This is a genomic window from Nannocystis sp. (assembly GCF_016714285.1).
Classification (GTDB): domain Bacteria; phylum Myxococcota_A; class Polyangia; order Nannocystales; family Nannocystaceae; genus Nannocystis.
Genome location: NZ_JADJNN010000002.1, coordinates 672,281 through 696,813 on the forward strand (window position 1 = coordinate 672,281; position 24,533 = coordinate 696,813).

General features: G+C 71.5%; 19 protein-coding genes and 1 pseudogene. 14 read left to right on the forward strand and 6 right to left on the reverse strand.

The features are described 5' to 3' along the window. The first annotated feature begins 1 nt into the window (after nucleotide 1). Nucleotides 2–1,156 (forward strand): phytochelatin synthase family protein, encoded by a 1,155-nt coding sequence (locus tag IPJ59_RS06995; protein ID WP_293248522.1) that lies wholly within the window; start codon nucleotides 2–4, stop codon nucleotides 1,154–1,156. A gap of 90 nt (nucleotides 1,157–1,246) precedes the next feature. Next, nucleotides 1,247–2,404, forward strand: coding sequence for an MXAN_6577-like cysteine-rich protein (locus tag IPJ59_RS07000; protein ID WP_293270355.1), 1,158 nt, complete (start codon nucleotides 1,247–1,249; stop codon nucleotides 2,402–2,404). A 19-nt stretch (nucleotides 2,405–2,423) separates the two neighbouring features. On the opposite strand, the gene IPJ59_RS07005 is transcribed toward IPJ59_RS07000, so the two are convergent. Next, nucleotides 2,424–2,966 (reverse strand): cytochrome P460 family protein, encoded by a 543-nt coding sequence (locus tag IPJ59_RS07005; protein WP_293248516.1) that lies wholly within the window; start codon nucleotides 2,964–2,966, stop codon nucleotides 2,424–2,426. A gap of 56 nt (nucleotides 2,967–3,022) precedes the next feature. Between IPJ59_RS07005 and IPJ59_RS07010 the strand changes: the two genes are divergently transcribed. Further along, on the forward strand, nucleotides 3,023–4,357 hold the full coding sequence (locus tag IPJ59_RS07010) for an RsmB/NOP family class I SAM-dependent RNA methyltransferase (protein ID WP_293270357.1): 1,335 nt from the start codon (nucleotides 3,023–3,025) through the stop codon (nucleotides 4,355–4,357). 132 nt (nucleotides 4,358–4,489) lie between these two features. On the opposite strand, the gene IPJ59_RS07015 is transcribed toward IPJ59_RS07010, so the two are convergent. Beyond that, nucleotides 4,490–5,350: a hypothetical protein gene (locus tag IPJ59_RS07015; protein ID WP_293270359.1), complete on the reverse strand. Its 861-nt coding sequence runs from the start codon at nucleotides 5,348–5,350 to the stop codon at nucleotides 4,490–4,492. A 131-nt stretch (nucleotides 5,351–5,481) separates the two neighbouring features. Between IPJ59_RS07015 and IPJ59_RS07020 the strand changes: the two genes are divergently transcribed. The 5 genes from IPJ59_RS07020 (at nucleotide 5,482) to IPJ59_RS07040 (ending at nucleotide 9,992) form a co-directional block, all read left to right on the forward strand. After that, entirely contained in the window at nucleotides 5,482–6,393 is a 912-nt protein-coding gene (locus IPJ59_RS07020) for a hypothetical protein (protein WP_293248507.1), read from the forward strand. A 163-nt stretch (nucleotides 6,394–6,556) separates the two neighbouring features. After that, complete coding sequence (locus IPJ59_RS07025) at nucleotides 6,557–7,228, forward strand: alpha/beta hydrolase (protein WP_293248505.1); 672 nt, start codon at nucleotides 6,557–6,559, stop codon at nucleotides 7,226–7,228. A gap of 167 nt (nucleotides 7,229–7,395) precedes the next feature. Next, on the forward strand, nucleotides 7,396–8,406 hold the full coding sequence (locus IPJ59_RS07030) for a hypothetical protein (RefSeq protein ID WP_293248503.1): 1,011 nt from the start codon (nucleotides 7,396–7,398) through the stop codon (nucleotides 8,404–8,406). 9 nt (nucleotides 8,407–8,415) lie between these two features. Further along, nucleotides 8,416–8,985 carry a HEAT repeat domain-containing protein gene (locus IPJ59_RS07035; RefSeq protein ID WP_293248501.1) on the forward strand — a complete coding sequence of 190 codons (570 nt, stop codon included), beginning with the start codon at nucleotides 8,416–8,418 and terminating at the stop codon, nucleotides 8,983–8,985. 146 nt (nucleotides 8,986–9,131) lie between these two features. After that, on the forward strand, nucleotides 9,132–9,992 hold the full coding sequence (locus IPJ59_RS07040; RefSeq protein ID WP_293248499.1) for an SPFH domain-containing protein: 861 nt from the start codon (nucleotides 9,132–9,134) through the stop codon (nucleotides 9,990–9,992). Nucleotides 9,993–10,079: 87 nt separating this feature from the next. On the opposite strand, the gene IPJ59_RS07045 is transcribed toward IPJ59_RS07040, so the two are convergent. After that, nucleotides 10,080–11,951, reverse strand: coding sequence for a hypothetical protein (locus IPJ59_RS07045; protein WP_293270361.1), 1,872 nt, complete (start codon nucleotides 11,949–11,951; stop codon nucleotides 10,080–10,082). Between the two features lie 86 nt (nucleotides 11,952–12,037). On the opposite strand from IPJ59_RS07045, the pseudogene IPJ59_RS37585 reads away from it, so the two are divergent. The 6 genes and pseudogenes from IPJ59_RS37585 to IPJ59_RS07070 form a co-directional block, all read left to right on the forward strand. Further along, nucleotides 12,038–12,541 (forward strand): annotated as a pseudogene (locus IPJ59_RS37585) (NAD(P)/FAD-dependent oxidoreductase); the annotation flags it as partial. A gap of 460 nt (nucleotides 12,542–13,001) precedes the next feature. Further along, nucleotides 13,002–13,184: a hypothetical protein gene (locus IPJ59_RS07050; protein ID WP_293270362.1), complete on the forward strand. Its 183-nt coding sequence runs from the start codon at nucleotides 13,002–13,004 to the stop codon at nucleotides 13,182–13,184. A 24-nt stretch (nucleotides 13,185–13,208) separates the two neighbouring features. Next, nucleotides 13,209–14,342: an AAA family ATPase gene (locus IPJ59_RS07055; RefSeq protein WP_293270364.1), complete on the forward strand. Its 1,134-nt coding sequence runs from the start codon at nucleotides 13,209–13,211 to the stop codon at nucleotides 14,340–14,342. Then, nucleotides 14,323–14,907, forward strand: a complete 585-nt coding sequence (locus IPJ59_RS07060) for a hypothetical protein (protein WP_293270365.1) — start codon at nucleotides 14,323–14,325, stop codon at nucleotides 14,905–14,907. Before IPJ59_RS07055 ends, IPJ59_RS07060 begins: the two co-directional genes overlap by 20 nt. 715 nt (nucleotides 14,908–15,622) lie before the next feature. Continuing rightward, complete coding sequence (locus tag IPJ59_RS07065) at nucleotides 15,623–16,741, forward strand: hypothetical protein (protein ID WP_293270367.1); 1,119 nt, start codon at nucleotides 15,623–15,625, stop codon at nucleotides 16,739–16,741. 221 nt (nucleotides 16,742–16,962) lie between these two features. Continuing rightward, on the forward strand, nucleotides 16,963–17,604 hold the full coding sequence (locus IPJ59_RS07070; protein ID WP_293270369.1) for a hypothetical protein: 642 nt from the start codon (nucleotides 16,963–16,965) through the stop codon (nucleotides 17,602–17,604). Nucleotides 17,605–17,630: 26 nt separating this feature from the next. Here the strand turns inward: IPJ59_RS07070 and IPJ59_RS07075 are convergent, their stop codons facing one another. The 3 genes from IPJ59_RS07075 to IPJ59_RS07085 all read right to left on the reverse strand — a co-directional run bounded on the left by IPJ59_RS07075 (nucleotide 17,631) and on the right by IPJ59_RS07085 (nucleotide 24,405). Beyond that, nucleotides 17,631–20,477, reverse strand: a complete 2,847-nt coding sequence (locus IPJ59_RS07075; RefSeq protein WP_293270371.1) for a UbiA family prenyltransferase — start codon at nucleotides 20,475–20,477, stop codon at nucleotides 17,631–17,633. A 315-nt stretch (nucleotides 20,478–20,792) separates the two neighbouring features. Next, the gene (locus IPJ59_RS07080) at nucleotides 20,793–22,511 is read right to left on the reverse strand and encodes an AgmX/PglI C-terminal domain-containing protein (RefSeq protein WP_293270373.1); all 1,719 of its coding nucleotides are present in this window, start codon (nucleotides 22,509–22,511) and stop codon (nucleotides 20,793–20,795) included. A gap of 265 nt (nucleotides 22,512–22,776) precedes the next feature. After that, a complete protein-coding gene (locus tag IPJ59_RS07085) occupies nucleotides 22,777–24,405 on the reverse strand; it encodes a hypothetical protein (protein WP_293270375.1) in 1,629 nt (542 codons plus the stop codon). Nucleotides 24,406–24,533: the final 128 nt, after the last annotated feature.

Consider the following 24,533-nt stretch of genomic DNA (forward strand, 5'->3'; position numbering starts at 1 on the left):
GATGGAGAGCCTCTACCGGCGCCCGTTACCCGCGCAGCTGGTCGCCTTCGCCTCGCCCGAGGGCCGCGCGCTGTTCGACGCGGCGCGGGCGGCCGGGGGCATGGAGGCCTTCTTCCCGCTGATCGAACAGTTCCACACCCAGGCCGAGCCGGCCTTCTGCGGGCTCGGCACCCTGGTGGTCACGCTCAACGCCCTGGGGGTCGACCCGGGTCGGTTGTGGAAAGGACCGTGGCGGTGGTTCAGCGAGGAGCTGCTCGACTGCTGCAGCCCGCTCGAGCGGGTGCGGGCCCGCGGCATCACGCTCGACGAGTTCGCCTGCCTGGCCCGCTGCAACGGCGCCAGCGCCGAGCTATTTCGTCCCGACGCGCACGACGTCGCGGCCCTGCGCGCGCAGCTCCGCGACGCGGCCAGCTCGGCGCTCGCGCCAGCGCTGGTCGTCAGCTACCACCGCGGCGCGCTCGGCCAGACCGGTGCGGGCCACTTCTCACCGATCGGCGGCTACGACCCCGCCAGCGACCACGCCCTCGTGCTCGACGTGGCCCGCTTCAAGTACCCGCCGCACTGGGTCCCGGTGCCCCTGCTGCACGCGGCGATGCTGCCGATCGACGACAGCACCGGGCGGCCGCGCGGGTGGGTCGCGCTGCGCCGCAGCTCGCGGCCCGCGAGTCTCCTGTTCACCGCGCACTGCGTCGGCCCGGGCGGCCTCGAGTCGGTGCTCGCCGGGCTCGAACAATGGCGGGCTGCCCTGGTCCGCGGGCCCGTCGGAGATCTCCCGACCGCGTTGCGCACCAGCTTCGCCGCCGCCGAGGGTCTACCGCTGACCTTCGCCCGCCGCGAGCTCGCCCTCGCGGAGCACGGTGCGGCCGCGCAGACCCTGCTCGTGGCGCTGCACGAGGCGCCGGTGTATCGCCGCGTCAGCGAGCTGGTCCCGGCCTCGCTGTCGGCCGAAGTTGCGACCCTGCTGCTGCTGACCCTCCCGGACGCTCTGTGGTCGCCGTTGCCGGAGCGCGTCCGCGAGGAGCTGTGCGAGCTGCTCGCGCCGGAGCGGCAGCCACTCGAGTTGCGGGCCGAGGTCGAGCACCTGCGCCGTCAGCTCGCGGACCTGTGTGCGCTCGATCGCCGGACCGTCTGCGATCGCTGCGCTGTGGCGCCGTGACCCCGACAAAAAACCTCGTCGGCGAGTTGTAACGCAGCGATGCGAGCGGGGACGAATGAGCCGGGGCGTTGCGCCCTGAAAGGCTCCATTATGCGCGCATCTGATTGGCTTGGCATCGCTCTCGTCACCCTCCTCTCCGCCTGCGGGGACTCCAAAGCTGGCAGTGACTCTGCCAGCGGGACGGACTCTGCGACCGGCGGCTCTGGACCGACCGAAGCCACCGCCCCGACCGAGGGCGGCGGCGATTGTCTGCAGGTGCTGTGTGGCAACGAGTGCGTCGACCTCTCGGCCGACCCGCTGCACTGCGGGTCGTGTGACCACGCGTGTCGAAGCGGCGAGTCGTGCACGCTCGGCAGCTGCATCGCCGGCTGTCCGCAGGGCGCCGTCCTGTGCGGGGTCGAGTGCGTCAGCCAAGACTCCGACCCCGACCATTGCGGCAGCTGCACCAACGCCTGCGACGACGCCCAGGTGTGCGCCGGCGGGGCCTGCCTGGCGACTTGCCCGATGGGGGCGATCCAGTGCGGCCAGGCCTGCGCCGACGCGGCCGTCGACCCGCTCCACTGCGGCGGTTGCAACAATCAGTGCAGCGCCGGCCAGGCCTGCGCCTCCGGCGTGTGCACCTGTCAGGAGGGCTTCAACGCCTGCGGCAACGATTGTGCGGACCTCCAGACCGACGCCAACCATTGCGGCAGCTGCGGCAACGATTGCGGCGACAACGGCGTGTGTGTCGCTGGCGAGTGCGCTTGCGCCGAGGGCCAGGAGCGCTGCAACGGCGAGTGCGTCGACATCCAGACCAACAACAACAATTGCGGCAGCTGCGGGAACGCCTGCGACAACACGCTCGAGAGCTGCGGCGCCGGCGTGTGCACCTGTCGTCCCGGTCTCAGCGACTGCAACGGTCAGTGCGTCAATACGGACAACAACCCCGACAACTGCGGGAGCTGCGGGAACGGCTGCGACCAGGCCTGTGGCGGCGGCCAGTGCGTGAACAACTGCGACAACTTCCCGGATCAGTGCGGCGACACCTGCACCGACCGCGAGATCGACCCGCTCAACTGCGGCGAGTGCGGCAACACCTGCGACGCCGACGAGGTGTGCCTGGGCGGCAACTGCCGCCGCTTCACCCTCGGCGGCTGCGACCAGTGCCCCTGCGACGGCTGCGTGGACGCGCAGTGCTGCGAGTCGCAGTTCCTCAACACCGCGGTCTGCGTCATGGGCGGCGGCGGCGGTGGCGGCTGCGGCGGCTGAGCCCGCGCCGCACGGGCGGCTACTCCTCCACGACCGGCTTCGGCAGCGAGAAGCCGCGCACGAAGTCCTGGCTGCCCAGGTGGCAGCCGACGCACACGTCAGGGCGCCCCGCGAAGCGCGGGTGCCCGAGGTCCTCGGCCTGGTACTGCTCCCAGTGCCAGCTGCCCCCGCGCTTCTGCAAGATCGCCAGCTGCACCGGCTCGTCGGGCGGGGCGTCCTCCGCGAGCACGGCCGCCGCGTAGCCCTCGAGCACGATCGTGGCGCCCTCGGGCCAGGCCGTGCGCCCGAGGCCGTCGGCGTTCGCCAGCGCCTCGGCCATGTGCTCGTCGACGAACACCTCGACCCCGCGACCGTGCGGCGCGTTGGTAGCGACCCGGGCCTCATGCTTGGGCGGCCGCTCCCAGTCGCGATAGCCCCGCTTCTGCACCTCACGCAGCAGCGCGTCCGCGGCGGTGGCCGGGCCGGCCTGCGGCGCGCTGTCCCCGTCGCACGCCGTCGCTAACATCGGCAGGCAGAGCGCGAGGGCGACGAGCAGCGCCAGGCGTCGCGGTGCGGTGAGCATCGCCGGCAGCGTATCAAAGGTGTGCGGCGGAGCGCCACGGTGCTAAGAAGCGCCCGGTGCAAGCACCGACCGCCCGCGGCCTCGCGATCCAGATCTTGCGGCAACTCGACCAGCGCGAGGGCTTCTCCAACCGCGTGCTCGCCGGGCACCTGCTGGCGTGGAGCGCCGACCTGGCCCGCCGCGACCGCGGCCTGGTGACGCTGCTGGTCTACGGCGTGCTGCGCCACCGGGCCCGCCTCGACGCCCTGATCGACACCTTCGCCGATCGGCCGCAGCGCCTGAGCGCCCGCCTGCGCGAGCTCCTGCGCGTCGCTGCCTTCGAGCTGCGTGAGCTCGGCCGACCCGCGCACGTGGCGATCTCCCAGGCCCAGGCCCAGCGTGAGACCTTCGACCCCAGCGGCGCCCTGCGCGGGCTGGTCCAGGCCGTGCTCGCCGGCATCGAGCGCGGCGGCGCCGAGCTCGACGCCAAGTTCGCTGCCAACTTCGCAGTGGGTAAACCACTCGACGCCCTCGCCCTGCGCTGGTCGATCCCTCGCTGGCTCGCCGGGCGCATGCTCAAGCAGCTCGGCCCCGAACGCGCCCTCGCCCGCGCCCAGGCCCTCGCCGTCCCGCCGCCCGTCGACCTCCGCGTCGACCTCTCGCGCACCACCGCCGAGGCCGTCGCCGAGGCCATCCGCGCCGCCGACCCCCGCGCCAGCGTCGAGACCGTCCCCGGTCAGCCCCAGGCCCTGCGCGTCCGCGGCGGCGGCGAGCTCCACCAGCACCCGCTCTACCACGCCGGTCACTTCGCCGTGCAGGGCCTCGGCGCGCAGCAGGCCGCCCTGGCTCTTGGGCCATGTCCCGGAGAACATGTCCTCGACGCCTGCTGCGGCATGGGCACCAAGACCCTGCAGCTCGCCGAGCTGATGGATCGGCGCGGCGTGCTGGTGGCCGTCGACCTCAGCGCCGAGCGCCTCGACGCCCAGCTGGAGCTGCGCCAGCGCGGCGGCCTGGACGTCCCGGGCCTCGAGCTGCGCTCGCTGCAGGCCGACCTCAGCCAGGCCGAGCTCCCCGGCGTCGACGAGCTGCGCTACGACGCGATCTTGCTCGACGCGCCGTGCACCGGGCTCGGCAACCTCGGCCGCCACCCCGAGCTGCGCTGGACCTGCCGCTACGAGGACATCGCCGCCTGCGCCGCGCTGCAGCGCAGCCTGTTGGTCCGCTGCATCGGCCGCCTGCGCCCCGGTGGTCGACTGGTCTACGCCGTGTGCAGCCTCGAGCCCGAGGAGGGCCCCGAGCTGGTCAAGGCCGTCGCCGCCGAGCACGGCCTGCACGTCGAGCTCGAGCAGGCCTGGACCCCCGAGCAAGAGGCCACCGACGGCTTCTACCTCGCGCGTCTGCGCCTGTCCTGAGCTGCCAGCCGGCGACGCTCACCTCGCGCGTCTGCGTCGGGCCTGAGCCAGGGGCCGAAGGGCCGCGAGCTCTGTGCGCCGAAGCGCGACGGATGCGGTCTGTACCGCGGGCTCCGCTGCGAGGGCCCGGCCTCAGGGCGGCAGCTCGCCGCGCCGCTCGCCGGCCACGACGTTGCCGCAGATCACGTACTGCGGCCGCCGCAGGCGCCCGTCCGGCAGCACCTCCGCCAGCAGCGCGTGCGGTCCGTTGGCGTACACGATCGGCCCGCCCGGGTCGGCCTGGTTGGCATCCTCCACCGCGAACTCGAGCCCGTCGCAGGTGATCTTGGCCGGCCCCGTGACGTCCTTCGCCTCGATCGCGAAGCTCAGCGGTCGCAGCACGATCGGTCGCGGCGCAGCCTCACCGCGGGCCACGCGGTCGAGCTCGGCCCGCGCCTGCGCGCACGACAGCCGCGGGTACAGCTCCCGGGCCGGCTGCCGCTGCCGCGCGCAGTCCTCCGGCGCCTGCGCCCCGCCGCGCATGCTCAGCATCACCGCCACGTTGCCCAGCGCGCCGACCACCACCAGCCCGATCACCCACTTCATCGGGTTGCCCGGGCTGACCTTCGCGGCCTCGGGGATCGGCCTGCGCGTGCTGGCGATCCCGCAGGCGGCGGCCATGCGCGCGAGGTCGTCGGCGCTGACCCACACGTGCGGGGCCGGCGTCGCCTGCTCGCCCGCGCCGTCCAGCTCGATCGTCAGGTCCATGCTCGCGACGATCCACGGGCCGCGCTCGCTGTCCAGCACGAGCCCGGCGAGCGGCGCCAGCGGCCGCATACGACCCTGCCCGACCCACGCGATCGGCCGGCACTCCGCCCGCGAGATGACGCTGCTGCGTCCGCCCTCGCTCAGCGACAGCACGCCGCCCGCGACCGCGAGCCCGACCTGCCGCCGCGTCAACGGGTGATAGCCGGTGCTCGTGCAAGCGATCGTGTCAGCGCTGCTGCCATCCATCGCACGCCACGCTAGGCGCCTCACCGGACCCCTGTCAACGCGCCGCTGCTGACTCCCACGCGCGATCGAGGCCGCGTCCCCGTGCATGCGCGCGCCTCGTCCATGCCAGCCCGCTGTTAGACTCGCAGACGATGTCGCGCCGCCTCGCCTCGCTCGTCCTGCTGCTCACCGCCTGCACTGCTCCGCCCCCGAACCCGGCGACCCCCGCAGCGCCCGCAGTGCCCGCAGTGCCCGCAGTGCCCGCAGCGCCCGCAACACCGGCAGCGCCCGTGACCGCGGCCGTCTCTCCGGTCGCGCCCAGCGAGCCGATCGTCAGCTGGTGGTGCGTCTGTTACTCGCGGACCACGGCGGTCGGCGGCGAGCCGCTGACCGCCTGTCGCGCGACCGAGGCCGCGTGTCACAGCCTCGAGAAGGCGGTCGCCGCCGGGCACCGCGGCATGGTGGCGCGCTCGCTGACGCATCCGTGCGAGGAGCTGAAGGCCGCCCACCCGGGCGACGTGCACGGCGGGCGCACGGCGTGGCAGGCGTCGAACAAGGCCGGCGCCTGGCGCAGCCCCGGGACCTGTCAGCTGCCCGGCGAGGGCGAGCTCGTGCAGGCCGAGAGCGGGCCCAACGTGATGGGCGAGGAGGCGCTCGGCGAGCTGCATTACGGCATGCCGGCCAGCGTGGCGGTCAAGCTGGTCGGGCAGCCGAGCAGCCGCGGTAGCATCGAGATGGAGGAGGCCACCGGCTCGTACGTCCAGAGCTGGACATACAAGGATCAGGGCCTCGAGCTCGTGATGGCCGCCGGCACGCGCAAGGGTTCGCAGACGATCTACATGATCACGGTCACGGCCCCCTCCACCTTCAAGACCCGCAAGGGCGTCGGCATCGGCTCGCCTCGCAAGGACGTGCTGGCCGCCTACGGCAAGCTGCGCGACCCCGAGGACCCGTCCGGCGACCAGGCCGACGTGTTCATCGCCGGATCGATCTACGGCGGCGTGTTCTTCACCATGGTGGCCGACAAGGTCAGCGAGATCTTCATCGGCGCCGGCGCCGAGTGAGGCACCCGCCGCGGAGCCTGTGCGAACAGCCGTGGCGGACCTCGGCGCGGCGCCTCGCGCAGGAATCGTCGCCGCTGCCGAGGGCATCCTGCGAGTCTTGCCAACGAAGCCAGCAGCGGCGCTGTGTCGACTTTCGCCGCGGGCTGCTAAGGTGCGCGCCGTCATGACCCACCTGCTCCCCTGCGTCGAGGCCCAGGCCCGCGTACCCGCCACGGCCAGCGTGATCTGGCTGCACGGCCTCGGCGCCGACGGCCACGACTTCGAGCCGCTGGTCCCCCACCTCAAGCTGCCGTACGCGCGCTTCGTGTTCCCCAACGCGCCGGCGATCCCGATCACGATCAACGGCGGCTTCGTGATGCCGGGCTGGTACGACATCCGCAACCTCGAGCTAAGCCCGCACGTGAAGGACCGCGAGGACCCGGCCCAGATCCGCCGCTCGGCCGCCGCGATCGAGGCCCTGCTCGCCCGCGAGGTCGGGCGCGGCGTGCCGGCCGAGCGCATCGTCCTCGCCGGCTTCAGCCAGGGCGGAGCGCTCGCCAACTACGTCGCCCAGCGCCACGCCCAGCGCCTCGCCGGCTTCATGGTGCTCAGCGCCTACGAGCTGATGATCGGCAGCGGCGGCGAGCACGAGGCCAACGCCAGCACCCCGGCGCTGTTTTGCCACGGCCGTCACGACCCGATGGTGCCGATGTTCGCCGGCCAGGCCGCCTGCGAGTCGGCGCGCCGCAGCGGCCGCGAGGTCCGCTGGTACGACTTCCCGATCGCTCACGAGGTGTCGCTGCCGGAGATCCAGACGATCGCCGCCTGGCTCGCCGAGCGCCTGCCCCCGCTGTAACGCGATGCTCTGACGCGATGCCGCCGACCTGACGCGATGCCGCGTGGTGCCTGGCCTTGAGGCCCTGCCTGAGCGGTCGCCCAGGGCGCGCATCGGCGCCTATCGCCGCGGCCGCGACCTGGGCTACCCTCGGGCCGCGGGGCCGCGCCCCGCGAGCGGAGACACCGATGCCCCTGCCGCGCCTCAACGGGACCCTCACGCCGTCCGGCTCGCCGCGCTACGAGCAGCTGTTCGCCGACCAGCTGGTCACGATCATGCTCGCGGTCGGCTTCGACGAGTACGGCGCCAACCGATCGGTCGACGCCGAGGTCGAGGCTGGGCTGCTCGGGCGTGGCTTCGTCGCCGACCGCAGCGCCGCGCTCGACCGCCTCAGCGCCGCCGGTCGCCCGCTGCCGCAGCGCGCCGGCGACCACTTCATCGGCCGCGGCCTGGCGAAGGACGGCCAGGGCCGCCCGGTCGACGTCGTCCTCACCCTCCTCCGCGCCGGCGACGGCAGCGGCGGCGGCGACGTGGCCTCGGCCTACCTCGAGGGCCTCGGTCGCTGCGACATCGCGGGCTACGGCGGCCACGGCCGCTACGGCACCGGCCCCGACTTCGACTACAACTTCACCGCCGACCTGCTCGACGCTAGCGGCCAGGTCGTCTCCAGCTACAGCGAGTATCGCGACCTCGAGGAGGCCCTGACGATCAGCGGCAAGACCCACGGGCGCAGCGTGCTGGGCGAATACCGCCACCTCACCGCCAGGCGCCTGCTGGTGATCCGCCGGGTCAACAGCGGCAATCTGGTGATCAATCTCCGCAATTACCACGCCTCCGAGTTCGGCGCGTATCTCATGGTCGACCAGCTCAAGACCGACGCCAATGTGCGGCGCATGTCGAAGCAGCGCTTCGATCGCAAGTATCGCATGTGGATGTTCAACGGCTGCCGCACCAACGATTACTTCTACAACCTGCGCAAGCTGAACCCGCAGGCCAACCTCGGCGGCCTCGACCTCATCGGCACCCGCCGCGTCATCTACTGGAGCGCGATCCCCGACAGCCTGCTCGGCCTGGTCGACGGCGTCGTCGCCCGCGACAACTTCAAGCAGCTGATCGACCGCCTCGCCGCGGTCAACCCCAGCGACGGCAGCGACGGCGAGACCGGCCCCAGCCACGTCGCCGAGCCCGGCCATACCTGAGAGGACACCATGCCCAAGCTCGACGAAGCCTCCCTCCTCGCCCGCATCGCCGCCTTCGCGCAGCGACCCACGCCCGACGCCGCCCTCGCGCTCGCGCACACCGGCGACGAGCGGGCGCTGCCCGCCCTGGTCAAGGCGATGTCCGACACGATGGAGGGCCAGGACGTGGTCCGCTACCGCCAGGCCGTGCGGAGCCTCGCCAGCGTGCCGCTGCTGCAGCGCTGGCTCGCTGGCGACGTCGCGTCGCGCCGCGTCGCCGCCCACGCGCTCACCGCCCACGACCCGGAGCACGCCCCGCTGATCGGCCTCGGTCTGCGCGACGACGACGACCAGGTGCGGTCGATCGCCCGCCGGGCGCTGCGCTCGTGGACCGCCAGCTCCGCGTTGCACGACCTCTTCGTCACCACCCTCGGCCATGCCGACGCGCGCGTGCGCTTGCTCGCCGCCGAGGGCCTCGGAAAGCTCGGCCGCGCCGACGACCTCCCGGCGCTGAACGCAGCGCTCACCGTCGAGACCGATGACATCACCCGCGACCGCCTCGCCTGGGCCATCGAGCGCCTCGAGGACGACGACGCCTGAGGTCCGGAGGTGTCTGGCTACCTCTGGCTACGCTCTGGCTACGCCCTGGCTTGGTTTGGCCCGGCCGGCGCAGGGCCCTCGAGGCAGGATGGATACTTCGTGCAATCTGTCTTGCTTCGGGCCAGGCTGAGCGCGGAGGTTCGGTGATGCTCACGTTCCAGCGTCTTCTCGTCCTGTGCAGCGCGTTGCTGGTGATCGGCTGTGGCGCCTCGATCCGCCCCGGCAGCGCGGGCCTCAAGTACCGCGCCCTGCGCAGCCCTGCGCTCAGCACGACGATCTACCACGAGGGTTACTATCCGCTGTGGGCGTGGAATCGGATGATCATCTATGACACCACCACCCAGAGCCAGACCACGCAGATTGATGTCCTGACCAAGGACAACCTGCACGTGCCGACGACCGTGACGGTGACCTACCACCCCGAGCGCACCAAGCTCTACGAGCTGCACACGCAGATCGGCCCCAACTATTATGAGGAGCTGATCGGCCCGGCCTTCATCACCCTCGTGCGCCGCGAGTTCTCGCAGCACCTGCACAACGACCTCTCGAGCGAGGGCCCGGTGATCGAGTCCGAGGTCATGCGTCGCCTGCAGGAGCTGTTCAAGGACCGCTACCTCCGCATCGACCAGGTGGCGATCAACCACGTCGACTACGACGATACTGTCACTCGCGCGATCTCCGGCAAGATCGCCACCAAGCAGCAGGCCGAGCAGAAGAAGATCGAGGTCGAGGTGGCGCTGCGCAACGCGGAGATCGCCCGCACCAACGCCCAGGGCGTGAGCGACGCGATCCGCATCCAGGCCGAGGGCGAGGCCGCGGCGATCGTGCTGCGCGGCAAGGCCCAGGCCGACGCGCAGGAGGCGATCAACAAGACGCTGACCCCGCGTTATCTGCAGTTCAAGGCCTTCGACCAGCGCAACGCGAGCTACTTCTTCGTGCCGATGGGCAAGGATGGCCTGCCGCTGATCGTCAACGCCGGCGGGAACGCCCCGCCCGCGGCCCGCTGAGCGGCGCCGGGCTCACGCGCGTCGGGGCGTTGATCGCCGCCCCGGCACGCGCAACGGAGGTCGGATCGCCGCCGCGGACCGACCTGGTCAATACACCAGCTCGACCGTGAACTCGCGCGGGAGCGTAGGCTCGCCGACGACGCGGACGAAGCCCGCCGCGTCCTCCGCGAGCTCGGCCTTCTCGACGCGGCAGGCCCCCGCCGCTCCCGGGGCGGCGCGGCACTGCAGCTCCTGCATGTGATGAAAGCGCAGGGTCAGCGATTGGGTCCCCGGCGCCGGGCTGGCGTCGTGTACGGTGATGCGATTGAGCGCGGCCTCCACCCGCCCGCTGCCGGCCGCGAAATAGCTGCCGCTGCGCTTGACGGTGTAGACGCGGTGGATGCCGCCGACGATGCCGCCGGCGGCCAGCAGGTCGCTGCGGCGCTCGATCTCCGGGAGGTACGGATAGGTCATCACCACGTGGGAGACGTTGTAGCGCTCGAGGTAGTCGGCGAGGCCGGTGGTGAAGCGCGGGTCCTCGATCGGGAAGTAGAAGATATCGGCCTCCTGGAAGATCTGCCGGCGATCGTGGAATCCGCCGAGGATCTGGCGGTCCGTGGCCCAGCGCAGATACTCGCCGAGCGACGCGTATTGCACGAGCACGCGGCCGCGGTCCGGCTGGCCCTTCAGCCAGGTCACGACCGCCTTGAAGTCGTCGACCACGCCGCCGAGGCGCGCGCTCGGCAGGTTGCGCGCGGCCTGGCCGGTCAGCGGCGCCACCGGGCTCAGCTCCGGCACGACTGGCATGATCTGCTGATACAGGCGCGGCAGCAGCAGCACCGCGAGCAACAGCAACAGCCCGCGGCTCAGGGCCCGCAGCTGGCCCGCGCTCGCGACCAGCCACGGCCCCGCGAGCACGCTGGCCCACAGCGTCAGCGGCACGGCGAAGCGGTACGGCTCGGTCGCCTGGATCACCGGCACCAGCGCGCCGAAGTAGGTGAGGCCCAGCAGCCACGCGAGCGTCAGCCCGCCCGCGAAGCTGCGCCCGTCCGGCTCGCGCCGCCAGGCCCACAGGGTGCCGCACGCGGCCGCCACCACCAGCGCCCGCAGGACCGTGCGCTGGATGACGAAGCCGGTGCGCTTGGGGTCGACCAGCAGCTCGACGAAGTCCCACAGCAGGTAGTCCGGGGTGGCCTGGCCGAGCCCCGCCGACGGCACGATGAGCGCGCGGTGGGCCAGCGCCGGGACCAGCCAGTCGAGGTTGGCGAGCAGGCCGAGCAGCGCCGCGCCCCACACGAACAGGTGGGTGCGCACCTGTACTTTGGACCATGACCGTAAGTACAGGCCGGTCAGCGGCAGCACGAGGATGGCGAAGCTCCACACGTGGGTGCGCAGCGCGAGCGGCAGCAGCAACAGCAGGGCGACCCCGAAGCCGCGGCGCTGCTCGTCCATCAGGCGGTGCATGGCGGCGACGACGACGACGCAGAGGCACGACGCCGTAGCGAACGAGATCATGCCGCCGCCGTAGCAGAAGCGGACGGTGGGGTCGAAGTTCCACGCCAGCACCCCGAGCCCGAAGACCACCGCGCGCGCGGCCGGAGGCTGGCGCAGCAGGCGGGCCGTCAGCCACAGCAGCACCGGCGCGAGCGCGGCGGCCAGCAGCGTGAACAGGTTGAAGGCGACAGGCAGCGGCACCCCGAGCCGCCACAACCCCGACGTGAACGCGAAGTGCAGCTTGTTGTCGACGTCGAAGATGAGCCCGCTCGGATGACCCGCCAGCAGGAAGGGGTCGTAGGCCCACGCGTGCCCGAACTCGGCGTGCACGTTCAGCAGCGTCGTGGTGTGCTGATAGTGGGTCTGATAATCCGGCCCGCCGAAGGGCGAGTCGCCGAACACCACCGTGGGCGGCAACACATAGACCAGCATGACCAGGTGCAGGGCGACGAGCGCGAGCCAGCAGCGGCGCAGGGTGGGCGACACGGCCGGCATGCTACGCCAAACCCGGACCCGCGACGCGGCGCCCGGGCCCTTGTGCCCGGAGATCCCCCTCCACTATGCTGCGCGCCATGCTCACGGGTCGCAGCGACGTGTTGATCGTCGGCGCCGGGCCGGCAGGGGCCGCGGCGGGCACCTTCCTGGCCCGCATGGGCCTCAGCGTCACCTGCGTCGACCGGGCCCGCTTCCCGCGCGACAAGACCTGCGGCGACGCCGTGTCGAGCGCGGGCCTCGAGATCGCCGCCGCGATGGGAGCCGCGCTGTCGCAGCTGCCGCACGCGACGGTCCGCGCCGCCGCGGCGATCCTCCCGGACGGCGAACGCATCGTCCGCCACTACGGCGCCCACCCCGGGGCGATCGTCCCGCGCCTCGCCCTCGATGACCTGCTGCGCCAGCGCATGCAGGCCGCCGGGGTCACGCTCCACGAGGGCGTCGCCGTGCGCACGCTGCTCCGCGACGGCGACCACTTCGTCGGCGCCGAGGGCCCGGCGCTGCGCTGGCAGGCCCGCGTCGTGCTCGCGGCCGATGGCCCCGGCTCGGTCGCCTGGGCCGCCCTGGGCCGCGAATACCCGCGCGGCGCCCAGCTCGGCGTCGCCGCCACCGTGTATCTGCGCAATGCCCAGCCGCAGGAGCCCGGCGTCAGCGAACATTACTTCGAGCGCGACCTCCCGTGCGGCTACGGCTGGCTGTTCCCGCCGGTCGAGGGCCTCGCCAACGTCGGGGTATACCAGCGCGCCGATCGATATCAGCGCCGCGGCGGCCAACTGCGAGCATTGCTGAGGGACTTCCTGGCCCGCCACCCCGACAGATTCGCCGCCGCCGAGCCCGTCGGCCCGGTGCGCAGCTGGGCCCTGCCCTTGTGCCTCCATACCTGGCCCCCCGGCGGCCGCCCCGGGCCTGCTGCTGTGCGGCGACGCCGGCAGCTTCGTCGATCCGCTGAGCGGCGAGGGCATCTGGCAGGCCCTGCGCACCGGCCAGCTCGCCGCAGAATACGCCGGCGCCGCGCTGCTCGCCGGCCGACCCGTCGATGCGGCGGTGGTCCGCAGATTCCGCCTCGCCTGCGCCCGCGCGGTCAGCTGGCCCTCGCTGGTGCGCGCCGGCATCCAGGAGGGCATGCGCGTGCTCATCGACCGCCACCTGGACCAGCGACCGCCGGTGCGCAAGCTGCTGCAATGGGGCTACGGCGGCGGCCGCAGCGAGCTCAGCCGCGCGGTGTGAGGCAACGAGGATTCAGAAGTCGACATGCTCACCCGAATCTCTGTCAACAACTTCAACTGCCTCGTCGGCTTCAAGCTCGAGCTCCCGCGCCGACTGCTGCTCGTCGGCAGCAACGGCTCGGGCAAGAGCAGCCTGTGGGAGGCGCTCGTGGCCCTGCAAGACCTGATCGTCCGCGGTGCGGACGTGACGGACGCGTTCCCGACGCGTACGCTCACGAGGTGGCTACCCTCGGAGACGGTGCAGCACTTCGAGATTGACCTGCGGGTAGCGAACGTCAGCTATACGTATATTCTCGAATTGGAGCACGACCCGAAGAAGCACACGGCGTCCATTCTCGGCGAGCAGCTCATGTTCGCGGGGAGGTTGCGCTACGAGAATATTCACGGAGAGGTACGTATATACCCCGACGTGCCGGGGCAACCACGTACCAGTTTTCCCTATGGCCGCAAGCGATCGTTCCTGTCTGACATCGAGCCACACCCGGTCAATACACACCTCGTCGCTTTCCGCGAGGCGATGGGCGAGTTGTGGCTCATCAAGCATAACCCCGCCCGCCTCGAGCCGACCACCGCGGAGGAGGGCGCATGGCTGGAGCGCGACGGTCGAAACTTCGCGTCGTGGTTCCGTGGCGTGCTCGCAGACAGGCCGGAGGTCGGCAACCTGCTGAACGAGGCGCTGCGCCCCGCGATGCCCGGCTTGCAGAAGATCGCGTTCGAGAAGATCAGCCAGAAGGTCCGGGAGCTCATGCTGCAATTCCGCGGCGCGGGACAGGACTACTCGGTCTCCGCGAGCGAATTGTCGGACGGGCAACGCAGCCTCCTGCTCCTGCATGGGCTGCTCGTCGGCGCTTTCGATCGCGCCAGTATGGCCTTCCTCGACGAGCCCGAGCTTGGCCTCGCACCGCACGAGATGCAGCCTTGGCTCGCGCAGGCGACCGCGGCCCTCGACGAGCACGACGGCCAGCTCTTCGTGATCTCGCATCACCCGGCCGTCGTCGATTACCTGGCCCCCGAGCGAACGCTCCGTTTCTCGCGGCCCCGCGGCGGCCCGACCCGCATCGACGAGATCACCCTCGAGACGACCGGTGGGGTCCGCGTCTCCGAGTGGCTGTCGCGGTCCTGGGCCTACGAGGATGAGCATGTCGAGCCAGAGACTTAGATTGCTCATCCTCTGCGAGGACCGCCTGCAGCAGGAGTTCATCGAGCGCCTCGCCGATCGCTGGGCGGTCGGGCCGCGGCAGCGGACGGTCCTGACCGCACCAGCCGCACAGGGTTCAGGGGCCAAGTTCGTACTCGACAATTACGTCGACTTTGTGCGGCGCTGGCGGTCCCTGCGTCACGATGGGAATGTGGGTGCGATCGTCATCATCGACGGCGACGAGAAGGGCATTCTCCGTCGTCGACAGGAGTTCGCTGCGCTGATCCACGCAGCCGGCGAATCGGCCCTCGACGCCGACGACCCTCGCTTTGCCATCGTCATCCCGTGCTGGCACATCGAGACATGGATCGCCTGGCTCTGCGGGCACCGTCCGGTTGACGAACGCACCTGCTACAAGCCCGGCGATCCCCACGGCGCCGCCGTCGCGCACAAGATCAAGAGCCGTGACTACTCGACTCGCCTCGCAGTGAAGTCCTGGACGCCGCCCGTCACGGACGAGGCGTCGCAAGTCCCTTCGCTGGCGTCGGCGCGTCAAGAGCTACGGCGGCTCGGCGTCATCGCGTAGCGCTCAATACTGCAGAGAAATGCCATGAGTCGCCTTGGCGTCATGGCGTGTCGAGGCAGCGTAGCTCGACGCGGCGGTTTGCGGCGGCGCCGTGGGCGTCGATCGGCTCGTCGTCTCCGAGCCCGATGACGTCGATCCGCGCGGGGTCGATGTGTTGGTGCTCGGTCAGGAAGCGCGGGGCGGCTGGCCCGGCGGGCCGCGTTGTCGAGGCCCTCCTGGTCGTCGGCGTGCCCGCGGCTCTCGAGTCGCAGCTGCGTGAATTCTCGCATGATATTCGCCGCGCGGGTGAGCCGGCGCCGCGCCCTCGCGTCGAGGCGGCTCGCGGCTGCGAGTTGATCATCGCGTGGTGTGGCCGTTCGCGGCAAGGGCAGGAAGTGGGCGACCGTCCCCGGGCCGAAGCATGCGATCTGGCGCAGGTCCCGGGGCGCCCGGAGGTCCTCGGTCGGGATCTCGGGTGTTTCCTCGGCTGCGGCGACCGTCGTGGGATCTGCGATATCCGGGACCTCGGCCGCGGCGCTGGCGATCGGAGGTTGTGTCAACGTATCGGCTGGTCGCGCACCCGGTGAACACGCGGTGAGCAGCAGGAGCACGCCAACTCGGGTACTGATCACGAGATGCATCCTACCCGAGATACCCGGCCTATCCGCCATCGGGGCCGGCCGGCACACTGCGCCATGGCTTGACCCCTGGGATAGGCGCTGATAGCGTGGCCAGGATGCGCGATTTTGGGCGACGCTGCCTTGCGGGCCTGCTGGCCGTGGCGGGGGCATGCCAGGAGGATGTCGAGCTTCCTGCACAGGCGACCAGCAAGGGGGGGCCCAATGACACAGGGGAGGAGCCGCCGGGGCCGCAACCATCGCCCACGAGTACGCAGCCGACGACGGGTGTTGGGACGAGCAGCGGTGAGCCGGGCTCGACGATCGGCGCCTCTGAGACCACGGGTGGTGGCTCTGGCAGCACGTCGTCCGGGACCACCGAGGCGCCGGTCCCGGATGGCTGTGGGGACGGCGTCCTCGGCCCCGGGGAGGCGTGCGACGACGGGTTTCAAAACAACAGCGACAGCGCCGCATGCACCTCGACCTGCGCCGTGGCCGTATGTGGTGACGGGCTGCTGTGGGCCGGCCAGGAAGAATGCGATCACGGCCCCAACAACAACGACAACGCCTATGGCGCGTGCACCGAGAGCTGTACATATGGGGCGCGCTGCGGGGACGGGCTCTTGCAGCCGGACGATGAGGAGTGTGACGCCAGCGCGCCGCCGGTCGAGGGCCAGGCCCCTTGCGACCCGCTGGCGTGTCGTTACCTCGCGCGCGTCGCGTTCGTGACGGCGGCACAGTTCTCGGGGGCGCTCGGCGGCCTCGCGCTGGCCGACGCGGTCTGCGTGGCTGCTGCCGCCGGGCAGGGCTTCGACCAGTCGGGGAGCTTCCGGGCGTGGCTCAGCGACGGAGTGGCGACGCCGAAGACGCGGCTGAAGAAGGCCGCGGCGGACGCGGGCTACCCGTATGTGCGCCTCGACGGGCAGCTGCTCGCGGACGACCTGGATGACCTGATCGTGCACGGCCCGAAGATCCCGCTCGACACCACGGAGACTGGCGTTGCCCTGAAGCCGCTGGAGCTCGTCTGGACGAACATCGGCGCGGACGGTGAGCCGTTCAGCGCGGTCAAGCACTGCGATGAGTGGACCAGCGCTTCTCTGGTCGCAACGGCGCGTGTCGGAAAGGTCTCGCCCGCGAGTATCGCCGAGTTGCCGGCCTGGAAAGCTGCTCGAAGGTGGACGAGCGATGGCGGACAACCATGCAAATCCGAGGCACACATCTATTGTCTGGAAGACTGACCATATACCTGCGATATTTTATCGTCGTCACGTTTGCTGCGCTCAGCGGAAGCTGCGCCGTGGAGACGATCGATGCGATCATCGCCGAGCATGGCGTAACCTACTGCCCGACGACGGGATCAGGGGGCGTGGGCGACACCTCGACGAGCACCGGAGCGAGCACGGGGACCGGTGGTGAGGTGGCCGGGGATACCTCGACCGGCGGAGACGCGAGCGCTTCGATGAGCGCGGGCGAGACCCTTGGTAGCAGCGATACGACCGCCACGAGCGGTGATCTCCCCGGGCTCTTCTGTGGCGACGGGGTGGTCAACGAGGACGAGGAGTGCGACGACGGCAACGTGCTCGACGGCGACGCGTGTCGCAACGACTGCACACGGCGCTGGATCGTGTTCATCACCAGCGAGCCGCTCAAGCAGGGTAAGTTCAACGGGATCACCGGCGCCGACTACGAGTGCCGCCACCGCGCCACCAACATGTTCCTCCCGAACGGCGAGCGCTACATGGCCTGGGTGAGCACCTCCGTGGTCCAGCCGGCGGATCGCATGTACCACGCGCGCGGCCCCTACGTGCTCGTCAATGGCCAGCAGGTGGCGGCGAACTGGGATGCGTTGACCTCGGGCACGCTCGAGCACCCGATCAACGTCACGGAGCAGAGCGAGACGGTGGATGTCGCTGTATGGACGGGTACCGATATCACGGGCATGCGGATCCCCAACACGCAGCATTGCTCGGACTGGACCTACAACGACACCGACCAGACCGGCTGGCTCGCCGACGGTACCGCCACCGATGCCTTCTGGACCCGCGGCGTGGAGGCCATATGCGGCGCGTCGGCAGCGATCTATTGTTTCGAGCAGCCGTGAGGGGCCTGGAGTTCAGGAGCGATCCATCACCATGTCCCGAGGGACATGCTGCGCGACACCTGCACGAGCACGCCGTTGGTCGCGCCGGTCCACCAGACCCAGCCGACGGCGCCGAGGAAGGCGACGCCGAGGATCATTCGCAGCTGGTTCCAGGTGCGGGTGACATTGCCGCGATCGAGGGGCACCGCGATCGCGGCCGCTGGCAGTACGGCCAGCCAGGGCGACACGACCAGCGCGCCGTAGACGGCGGAGGCGGCCAGCATCACCCGCACGAGCACCAGCGTGCGGGAGACCCCGAGGGCGACCGCGGTGGTGCGCACGCCAGCGGCGCTGTCGTCCGCGTGGTCGCGGATCACCTGGATGCCCTCGAAGACGCCCGAGAACAGGCCGAGCCAGCCGGCCAGGGCCCAGCCGAGGGCGGACTCCGGCGGGCTGCCGCACAGCGGCATCGCCACGCCCCAGGCGATCATCGCGGCGACGTCGGCGTAGGGGGTGGCCTTGAGGCGCGCCGAGTAGGCCCAGCACACGCCGCCGCCGAGCACCAGCGGGACCAGCAGGCCGGGCATGTACGCACATACGCCGAGGAGCAGCGCGAGCAGGCCGAGCTGGGCGGTCACGCCGGCGCCGCGGTGGTCGCGGAGGAAGCGGGTCTTGCTGTCGTCGCGGCCGGGGGCGCGCAGGTCGGCGGCGAGGTCGAGGTAGTCGTTGTTGAGGTAGACGAGCAGGTTCAGGCCGAACGCGAAGGCGAGGCGGATCGCCACCTCGCCGACGGGGAGGGCGAGGGCCAGGCAGATCGCGGCGGCGCCGGCGATGTTGGCCATCTCGAGCCGGCGCAGGCGATAGATGGCGACCTCGGCGGCGATCCGCGCGGCGTCAGCGATGAGCATGGTGCACCTCCGGGTCGGCGACGGGTCCTGTGGGTGGGGGCCAGGGGGGTCGGTCAGCGATATGCATGGGGGGGGGCGGTCGGTCGGGTGGGCATTGCGCAGCTCCAGGTCCGCCGGGTGCGGCGCGGGGATCTTGATGAAGCCGACGGTGTCGAAGCTGTCGATCGGGGCGCGCTCGATCGTGCAGTCCGGCGCGCAGCGCAGGGTCTCGAGCCAGTGGTAGCGGAGCACGAGGTCCTGCGCGGGGTCGCTGCCGGTGACGCGCAGGAGGTTGGTGCTGGCCTGGACCCTGCCCCCGCCGCGGGCGATCAACTGTGGGGATATCTTGGTGCGGTAGACGCGGTGGTGGCCGAGCTGGGCGACGGGCTCGAGCACGGCGGGGCGGCGGTCCCAGCTCTTGACCGGGCGGGTGATGATCACGTGGCTGACGGCGTAGGTCTCGAAGTAGGCGCGCAGCTCGGCGTCGCTGGCCACGCCCTCCTTGCGCCGGCGAAACAGGTTGGCGTTGCTGTGGGCGAGGTTGCGGTAGGTGAAGCCGCCGAGGATCTGGGCGTCGCTGCGCCAGCTGAGCTGCTCGCCGACGGCGGGCTCCTCGATGAGGAAGCGGCTCTGGCCGTCGTCGTGGGCGCGGACCCAGTCGACGACGATGTCATAATCCTCGGAGACCGGGTGGTGGCGGTAATCCGGCTGTTGCCCGAAGCCCTGGGTGGTGACGGGGATCCACCCGTTGTTGTAGAGCGGGGCGACCTTCGGCAGCGAGCTCGGGGTGTAGTAGAGAACGTCGGAGATCAGGTGCTGGGCGGCGGGGATCGTCAATAGTGCGAGGGCGAGCTTGGGGCCGCGGGCGAGCTCGCGGAGCTGGCCGCGGGTGAGGGTCGCGAGCGCGGCGGCGGCGGGGACGATCGCCATGAAGCCGAGCGGCAAGGTGTGACGATAGGGCTGGATCTGGCGGAAGATCCACGCGTAGGCGCCGAGGTAGGAGAGCGCGGCGAGGGTGAGCATCGCGGCGGCGAAGGGGACAAATCGCGGGTCTCGCTCGCGTCGCCACCACACCAGGCCGGCGATCGCGGCGGCGATGAAGAGCACGCGGAAGGCCGTGCGCGTGCCGATCATGCCGGAGGTGGCGGTGTCGAGGAGCAGGCCGAAGACATCGGCGAGCAGGAACTCGGCGCCCGATTGACCGAAGAAGCCGGAGTCGAGGATGTAGTGCCAGAAGCGCAGGTCGACGACGAGCCACCAGGCGTTGGTCGCCACGGCGGCGGCGGCGATGGCCACGACCGTGGCGTGGCCGCGGGGGCCGAGGCGGCGCCAGTGTTGCAGCCACAGCGCGAGCATCGGCGCGGCGAGGATGAAGAAGCTGTAGGGGTGGACGAGGTGGACGAGGCCGAGGCTCGCGCCGGCGGCGATCGCCTGCCAGGCGCAGCGGTCGTGCAGCCAGCGGTAGAACAGCGCGAGCGGGAGCAGGCACAGGTAGCTGGCGAGGGCGTAGGCGACCATGCCGACCCACCAGCACCAGTGCGCGAAGGAGTCGAAGAACCACAGCAGCGAGGCCATCGCGGCGGCGGTGAGGGCGGGCCAGCGGCCGAGGCCGAACAGGCGGGCCGCGGCGAACACGACGGGGAGGACCAGCCAGTGGGCGGCGACGACGAACAGGTTGAAGGCGAGGCCCTGCGAGCAGCCGAGGCCGCGCAGGGCGTAGGTCCACATCTCCCAGCCCTTGTTGTCGGCGTTGAAGAGGACGCCGTGGGGGTAGCCGGCGAGGAGGCGGACGTCGTAGACCCAGGTGCGACCCCAGCCGTCGAGGCCCTCGAGGGCGCGCCACACCTGGGCGATGTGGGTCTCGAAGTCGACGCCGGTCATCGGCTGGTCGGTCCACCACACGGCGGTGGGGAGGAAGTAGAGGAAGCAGGCGAGGTGGAGGCCGAGCAGGGCGAGCAGCGCCAGCGCGAAGGCGCCGCGCCGCGGGCGGGTGGTGTGCTCGGGCACGCCCGCATCATAAGCGCGCGCGCGCGGTCCGTGGGCGGGGAAATGTGTCGTGGCGAGGTCCGAGCGAAGGGGTTGTCGGGGAAATGCGAAGGGCCGGACCGAGGGGTTCGTGGTCCGGCCTGGTGGGTTGTCAGGGGAAATGCGAAGGGCCGGACCGAGGGGTTTCTCGGTCCGGCCTGGTGGGTTGTCAGGGGAAATGCGAAGGGCCGGACCGAGGGGGTGCTCGGTCCGGCCTGGTGGGTCGTCAGGGGAAATGCGAAGGGCCGGACCGAGGGGGTTCTCAGTCCGGCCTGGTGGGCTGTCAGGCCCGGTGGGTTACTCCGCCGCGAGGACGAAGGGGTAGGTGACGATCACGTTGCCGCCGCCGGGAGGCTTGGGGAACTGCCAGCGACGGACGGCCGAGGCGATGCAGCTGCCGACGTTGTTGTCCTTCATGTCGGTCTCGGAGACGATCGCGGTCGGGACCTTGCCGGTGGCGCCGATCTGGAACTGCACGGCGACGCGGCCCTTGAGGTTCGGATCGCGGGCGAGGCCCTGGTTGTAGCAGTACCGGATCTCGTTGATGTGCGCGCGGACCACCCGACGGATGAGGTCCTTGTCGAGGCCGCCGACCACCTGGGCCACGCCGATGCGCGGCTGGGGCACCCGCTTGGTGCGGTCGCCGAACCCGGTGCTGCGCAGGATGCCGCTGCCGTCGCCGGGCCGGTTGTGGCCGATCGTTCCGACCGAGCCGAGGCCGATGGTGCCGATCGCATCACCGCCGCCGCCGCGACCCGAGCCGACCAGGCCGAGGCCGCCGTTGCCGAAGGACTCGCCCACCTCGCTGCCCACGACCTGCCCCCAGAAGTCGGCGTCGTCGTTGCCCTGCGCGAAGGTGCCGCCGGGCGAGGCCATGAAGGAGCTGGAGTCGGCCTTCATCAGCCCGAGGATGCCGGCGTTGCGGGCCTTCATCTCCGGGTCGAAGTCGCGGGCCATCGTCGGGATCGCGGAGGCCGGGCCCTTCATGGCGTAGCGACCGGCGGGCTTGCGGCTGGTCGGGTTGCCGGCCTTGCCCTCGGCGCCAGCGTGGCGCGCACCGGCGACGCCGCCGACCTCCTGCTTCTCCTCGTCGTTCACGACCTCCTCCTCGGGGGTCTGGTTCGGCTGGGCGAGGTAGCCGACGAAGCGGTTGGACTCGCTGTCCTCCTGGACGCTGAGGGCGCCCGCGTCGTTCGGCATGAGGTGAGTGAGCGTGAGCAGGCTGCCGAGCACCGCGAAGGCGCCGCCGTTGGTGACCCAGAAGGGCTTGTCGATCTCGCTCTGGCGGGCGGTCACGACGCCGGGGGCGACGGAGTGGATGAAGAAGGTCAGGGCGCCGTGACGCACGCGGGCCTGGGCCCCGGGGGCGAGCGGGACGCTGTAGGCGGCGCCGACCTGGGTGGCGCGGCCGCTGGCAATCAGCGCGGCGAGGCTGACGCTGGTGTCGTCGACGGTGAGCTCGCCCTGCATCTCGGCGGTGAACTGCAGCGCGTAGTTACCGTCGCCGTGGACCAGCGGGAACAGCTCGCCGCTGGGGAGGGTCGCGGCCGGCACGTGCATGGCGGCGTCGTGGCCCTCACCGAGGGTGTAGGCCGTGCGAGCGCGGTCGTTCATGCGGGTGAAGCCGACGCCGATCGGGACCAGGCCGAGCATCGCCAGGCCGAAGCCGAGGCCGCCGAGGCCGTTGCCGGGCTTGGCGGGTGCGGGCTTGCCTGCCTCGGCCGCGGCGAGCTTGCGCTCGCTGTGGCCGTCCCAGTCCTGCGCGGCCTCCATGCCGAACAGCGCGGCGCCGGCGAGGGCGACGCAGCCGCCGAGAGCCAGCCACGCGGGGGCCGTCTTGCGGCGGTCCTTGGTCTGGCCGAGGTGCTGCACGTCGATCACGGTGTTGTTGAACATCGCGGTGACCTGGGCGACGCGGGCGCCGCTCTGGACCTCGAACTCGCGGGCGTCGAGCTGGGCGCTCGCGGGGTTGGTGTTGCTGGTCTGGGCTGCGGTGCGAGTGGTGACGAGGGACATGGCGGCGGGCTCCTCAACGTTGCTTTGTTACGGCGGTACAGACAGGCACTGACCCGCGAGGTTCCTCGTGACGCGAGGAATTGTTAATTCTCGAGATCGCCAGGAACCGCGGAACTACGGCGCTGGGACGCTGTCGGCGAGGGTTCGCGCGTGGTGAAATTCGCGGGAACAATTGGCGAAGCGGCCGCAGCTCGCGTGGCGTGCGAGCTGCGACCGCTTCGGTGGATTTTCGGAACCTCGGCGAGGCGTCGCTGTCGGCCCGCGATCAGGCGGCGCGGGGCACGGTGAGCAGCGCGGCCGCGCAGGGCTCGATCACCTCGCGCAGGCCCTGGGCCCAGATTTCCGCGCGCAGCGGGGCGTCGACGACCCCGTGGGCGCGCAGCTGCGGCGCGGCCCCAGCGAGGGCGTCGCGGGCGACGCCGCTGCGCGCCTCGGCGATGGCTGCGGCGAAGGTGGCCCGCGCTTGTGCGCCCACATCGGCGCGGGTGAGGGCCCACTGGACGAAGCGCCAGCCGAGCTCGGCGTGGCGCATCTCGTCGTCGGCGATCTTGGTGAGCGCGGCGCGGACGGCCGGGACCTCGCTCTGGGCCGCGGCCTCGCGGGCCTCGAAGGCGGCGAGCGTCTCGCCGACGCAGGCCTCGCGGATCACGGCGTCGACGAGCGCGGCGAGCTCGGTGGTGGTCGTCGTCGAGGCGGCGGGGATCGCCAGCGGGCCAGGGCCGACGCCGACGCCGGCGTAGAGGCTGGCGAGGCCGAAGGCGAGGCGCGCGTGCTCGACCTCGTCGGCGAGCGCCTGCTGGGCCGCGAGCACCAGGCTGGGCGGGGCGCCGACGCCGAGCAGCTGCAGCACGAAGCGGGCGAAGGCGGCGACCGAGGCGTGCTCGAGCTGGCCGATGTGGGTCCAGTGGGCGGCCAGCTCGGCGGCCAGCTCGGGGGCGACCGGCGAGGGCGTGAGCAGCACGGCGCGCCAGTCGTCGCGGGCGGTGACCGGGGCGACGAGGGCCTCGCAGTCGACGACGAAGGGCCGGCCGCAGGCCGCGTTGGCGCACTCCCAGTGGTCCTTCTGGAACATGCAGGGCGGGTTCATGCAGGCGCCGTCGCCGTCGCAGAGATCGGCGGGGGTGGTGCAGGCGGTGAGGAAGCCGCCGGGGGCGCAGATGTCGGGGGAGAGGCCGCAGAGCTCGCCGTCGGGGCAGTCGCTGTCCTGCGTGCAGCCGGCCTCGATGCACTCGGTGTAGAGGCCGAGGCCGTCGCCGGCGCAGCGGCAGATCTGGCCCTGGCCGCAGTCTTCGTCGGTGGCGCAGCCGTACACGCAGGAGCAGGTGCTCTCGGTGAAGCCGCCGAAGATCATGTCCTGCTGGCAGGAGCCGTTCGGCTTGTCGGTGCAGTCGGCGGCGCTCATGCAGCCGCCGAGCATGTTGTCGGTGCACGAGTCGGGGGTCGCCGGGGTCTCGCACGCGCGCTTCTCGAGGCGGTGGAGGATGCCGTCGTTGCAGCGCTCGAAGCCCGAGGGCACGGGCGGGTCGGTGAAGGCCTGGTCGGCTGGCGTGGCGACGGTGTCGCAGGCGGGCGCGCCGGTGTCGTCGCCGCCGGTGGTGCCCTCGCTGCCGGTCTCGGGGTTGGCGGTGGTGAGCTCGCCGGTCGGGTCGCTGTCGGTGGCGGCGGTGGTCGGGTGGGTGCCGGCGCTGTCGGTGCCGGCGCTGTCGGTGCCGGGACCGGCGGTGGTCGGGTTGCTGGTGCCCGGGTCGGTGGCGGTAGCGGCGGTGGTGCCAGCGCTGCTGGTGCCGCTGTCGTCGCCAGCGGTGGTCTTGTCGATCGGTCCGCAGGCGACCAGGCCGAGGGCGGCGAGCAGGGTGTGACGGAGGGGGTGCAAGGAGAGACGCGTAAGCTGCATGGCGCCCAAGAGACACCCGCGGGGGCGCACGGTCAAGCCGCAGGGGTGCTTGTGGCTCGCCGGCGCTCGCCAGCGGCCGCTGGGGCTCGCGGGCGGTGGTCAAGCCCCCGGGCTTCACGATACCCTGA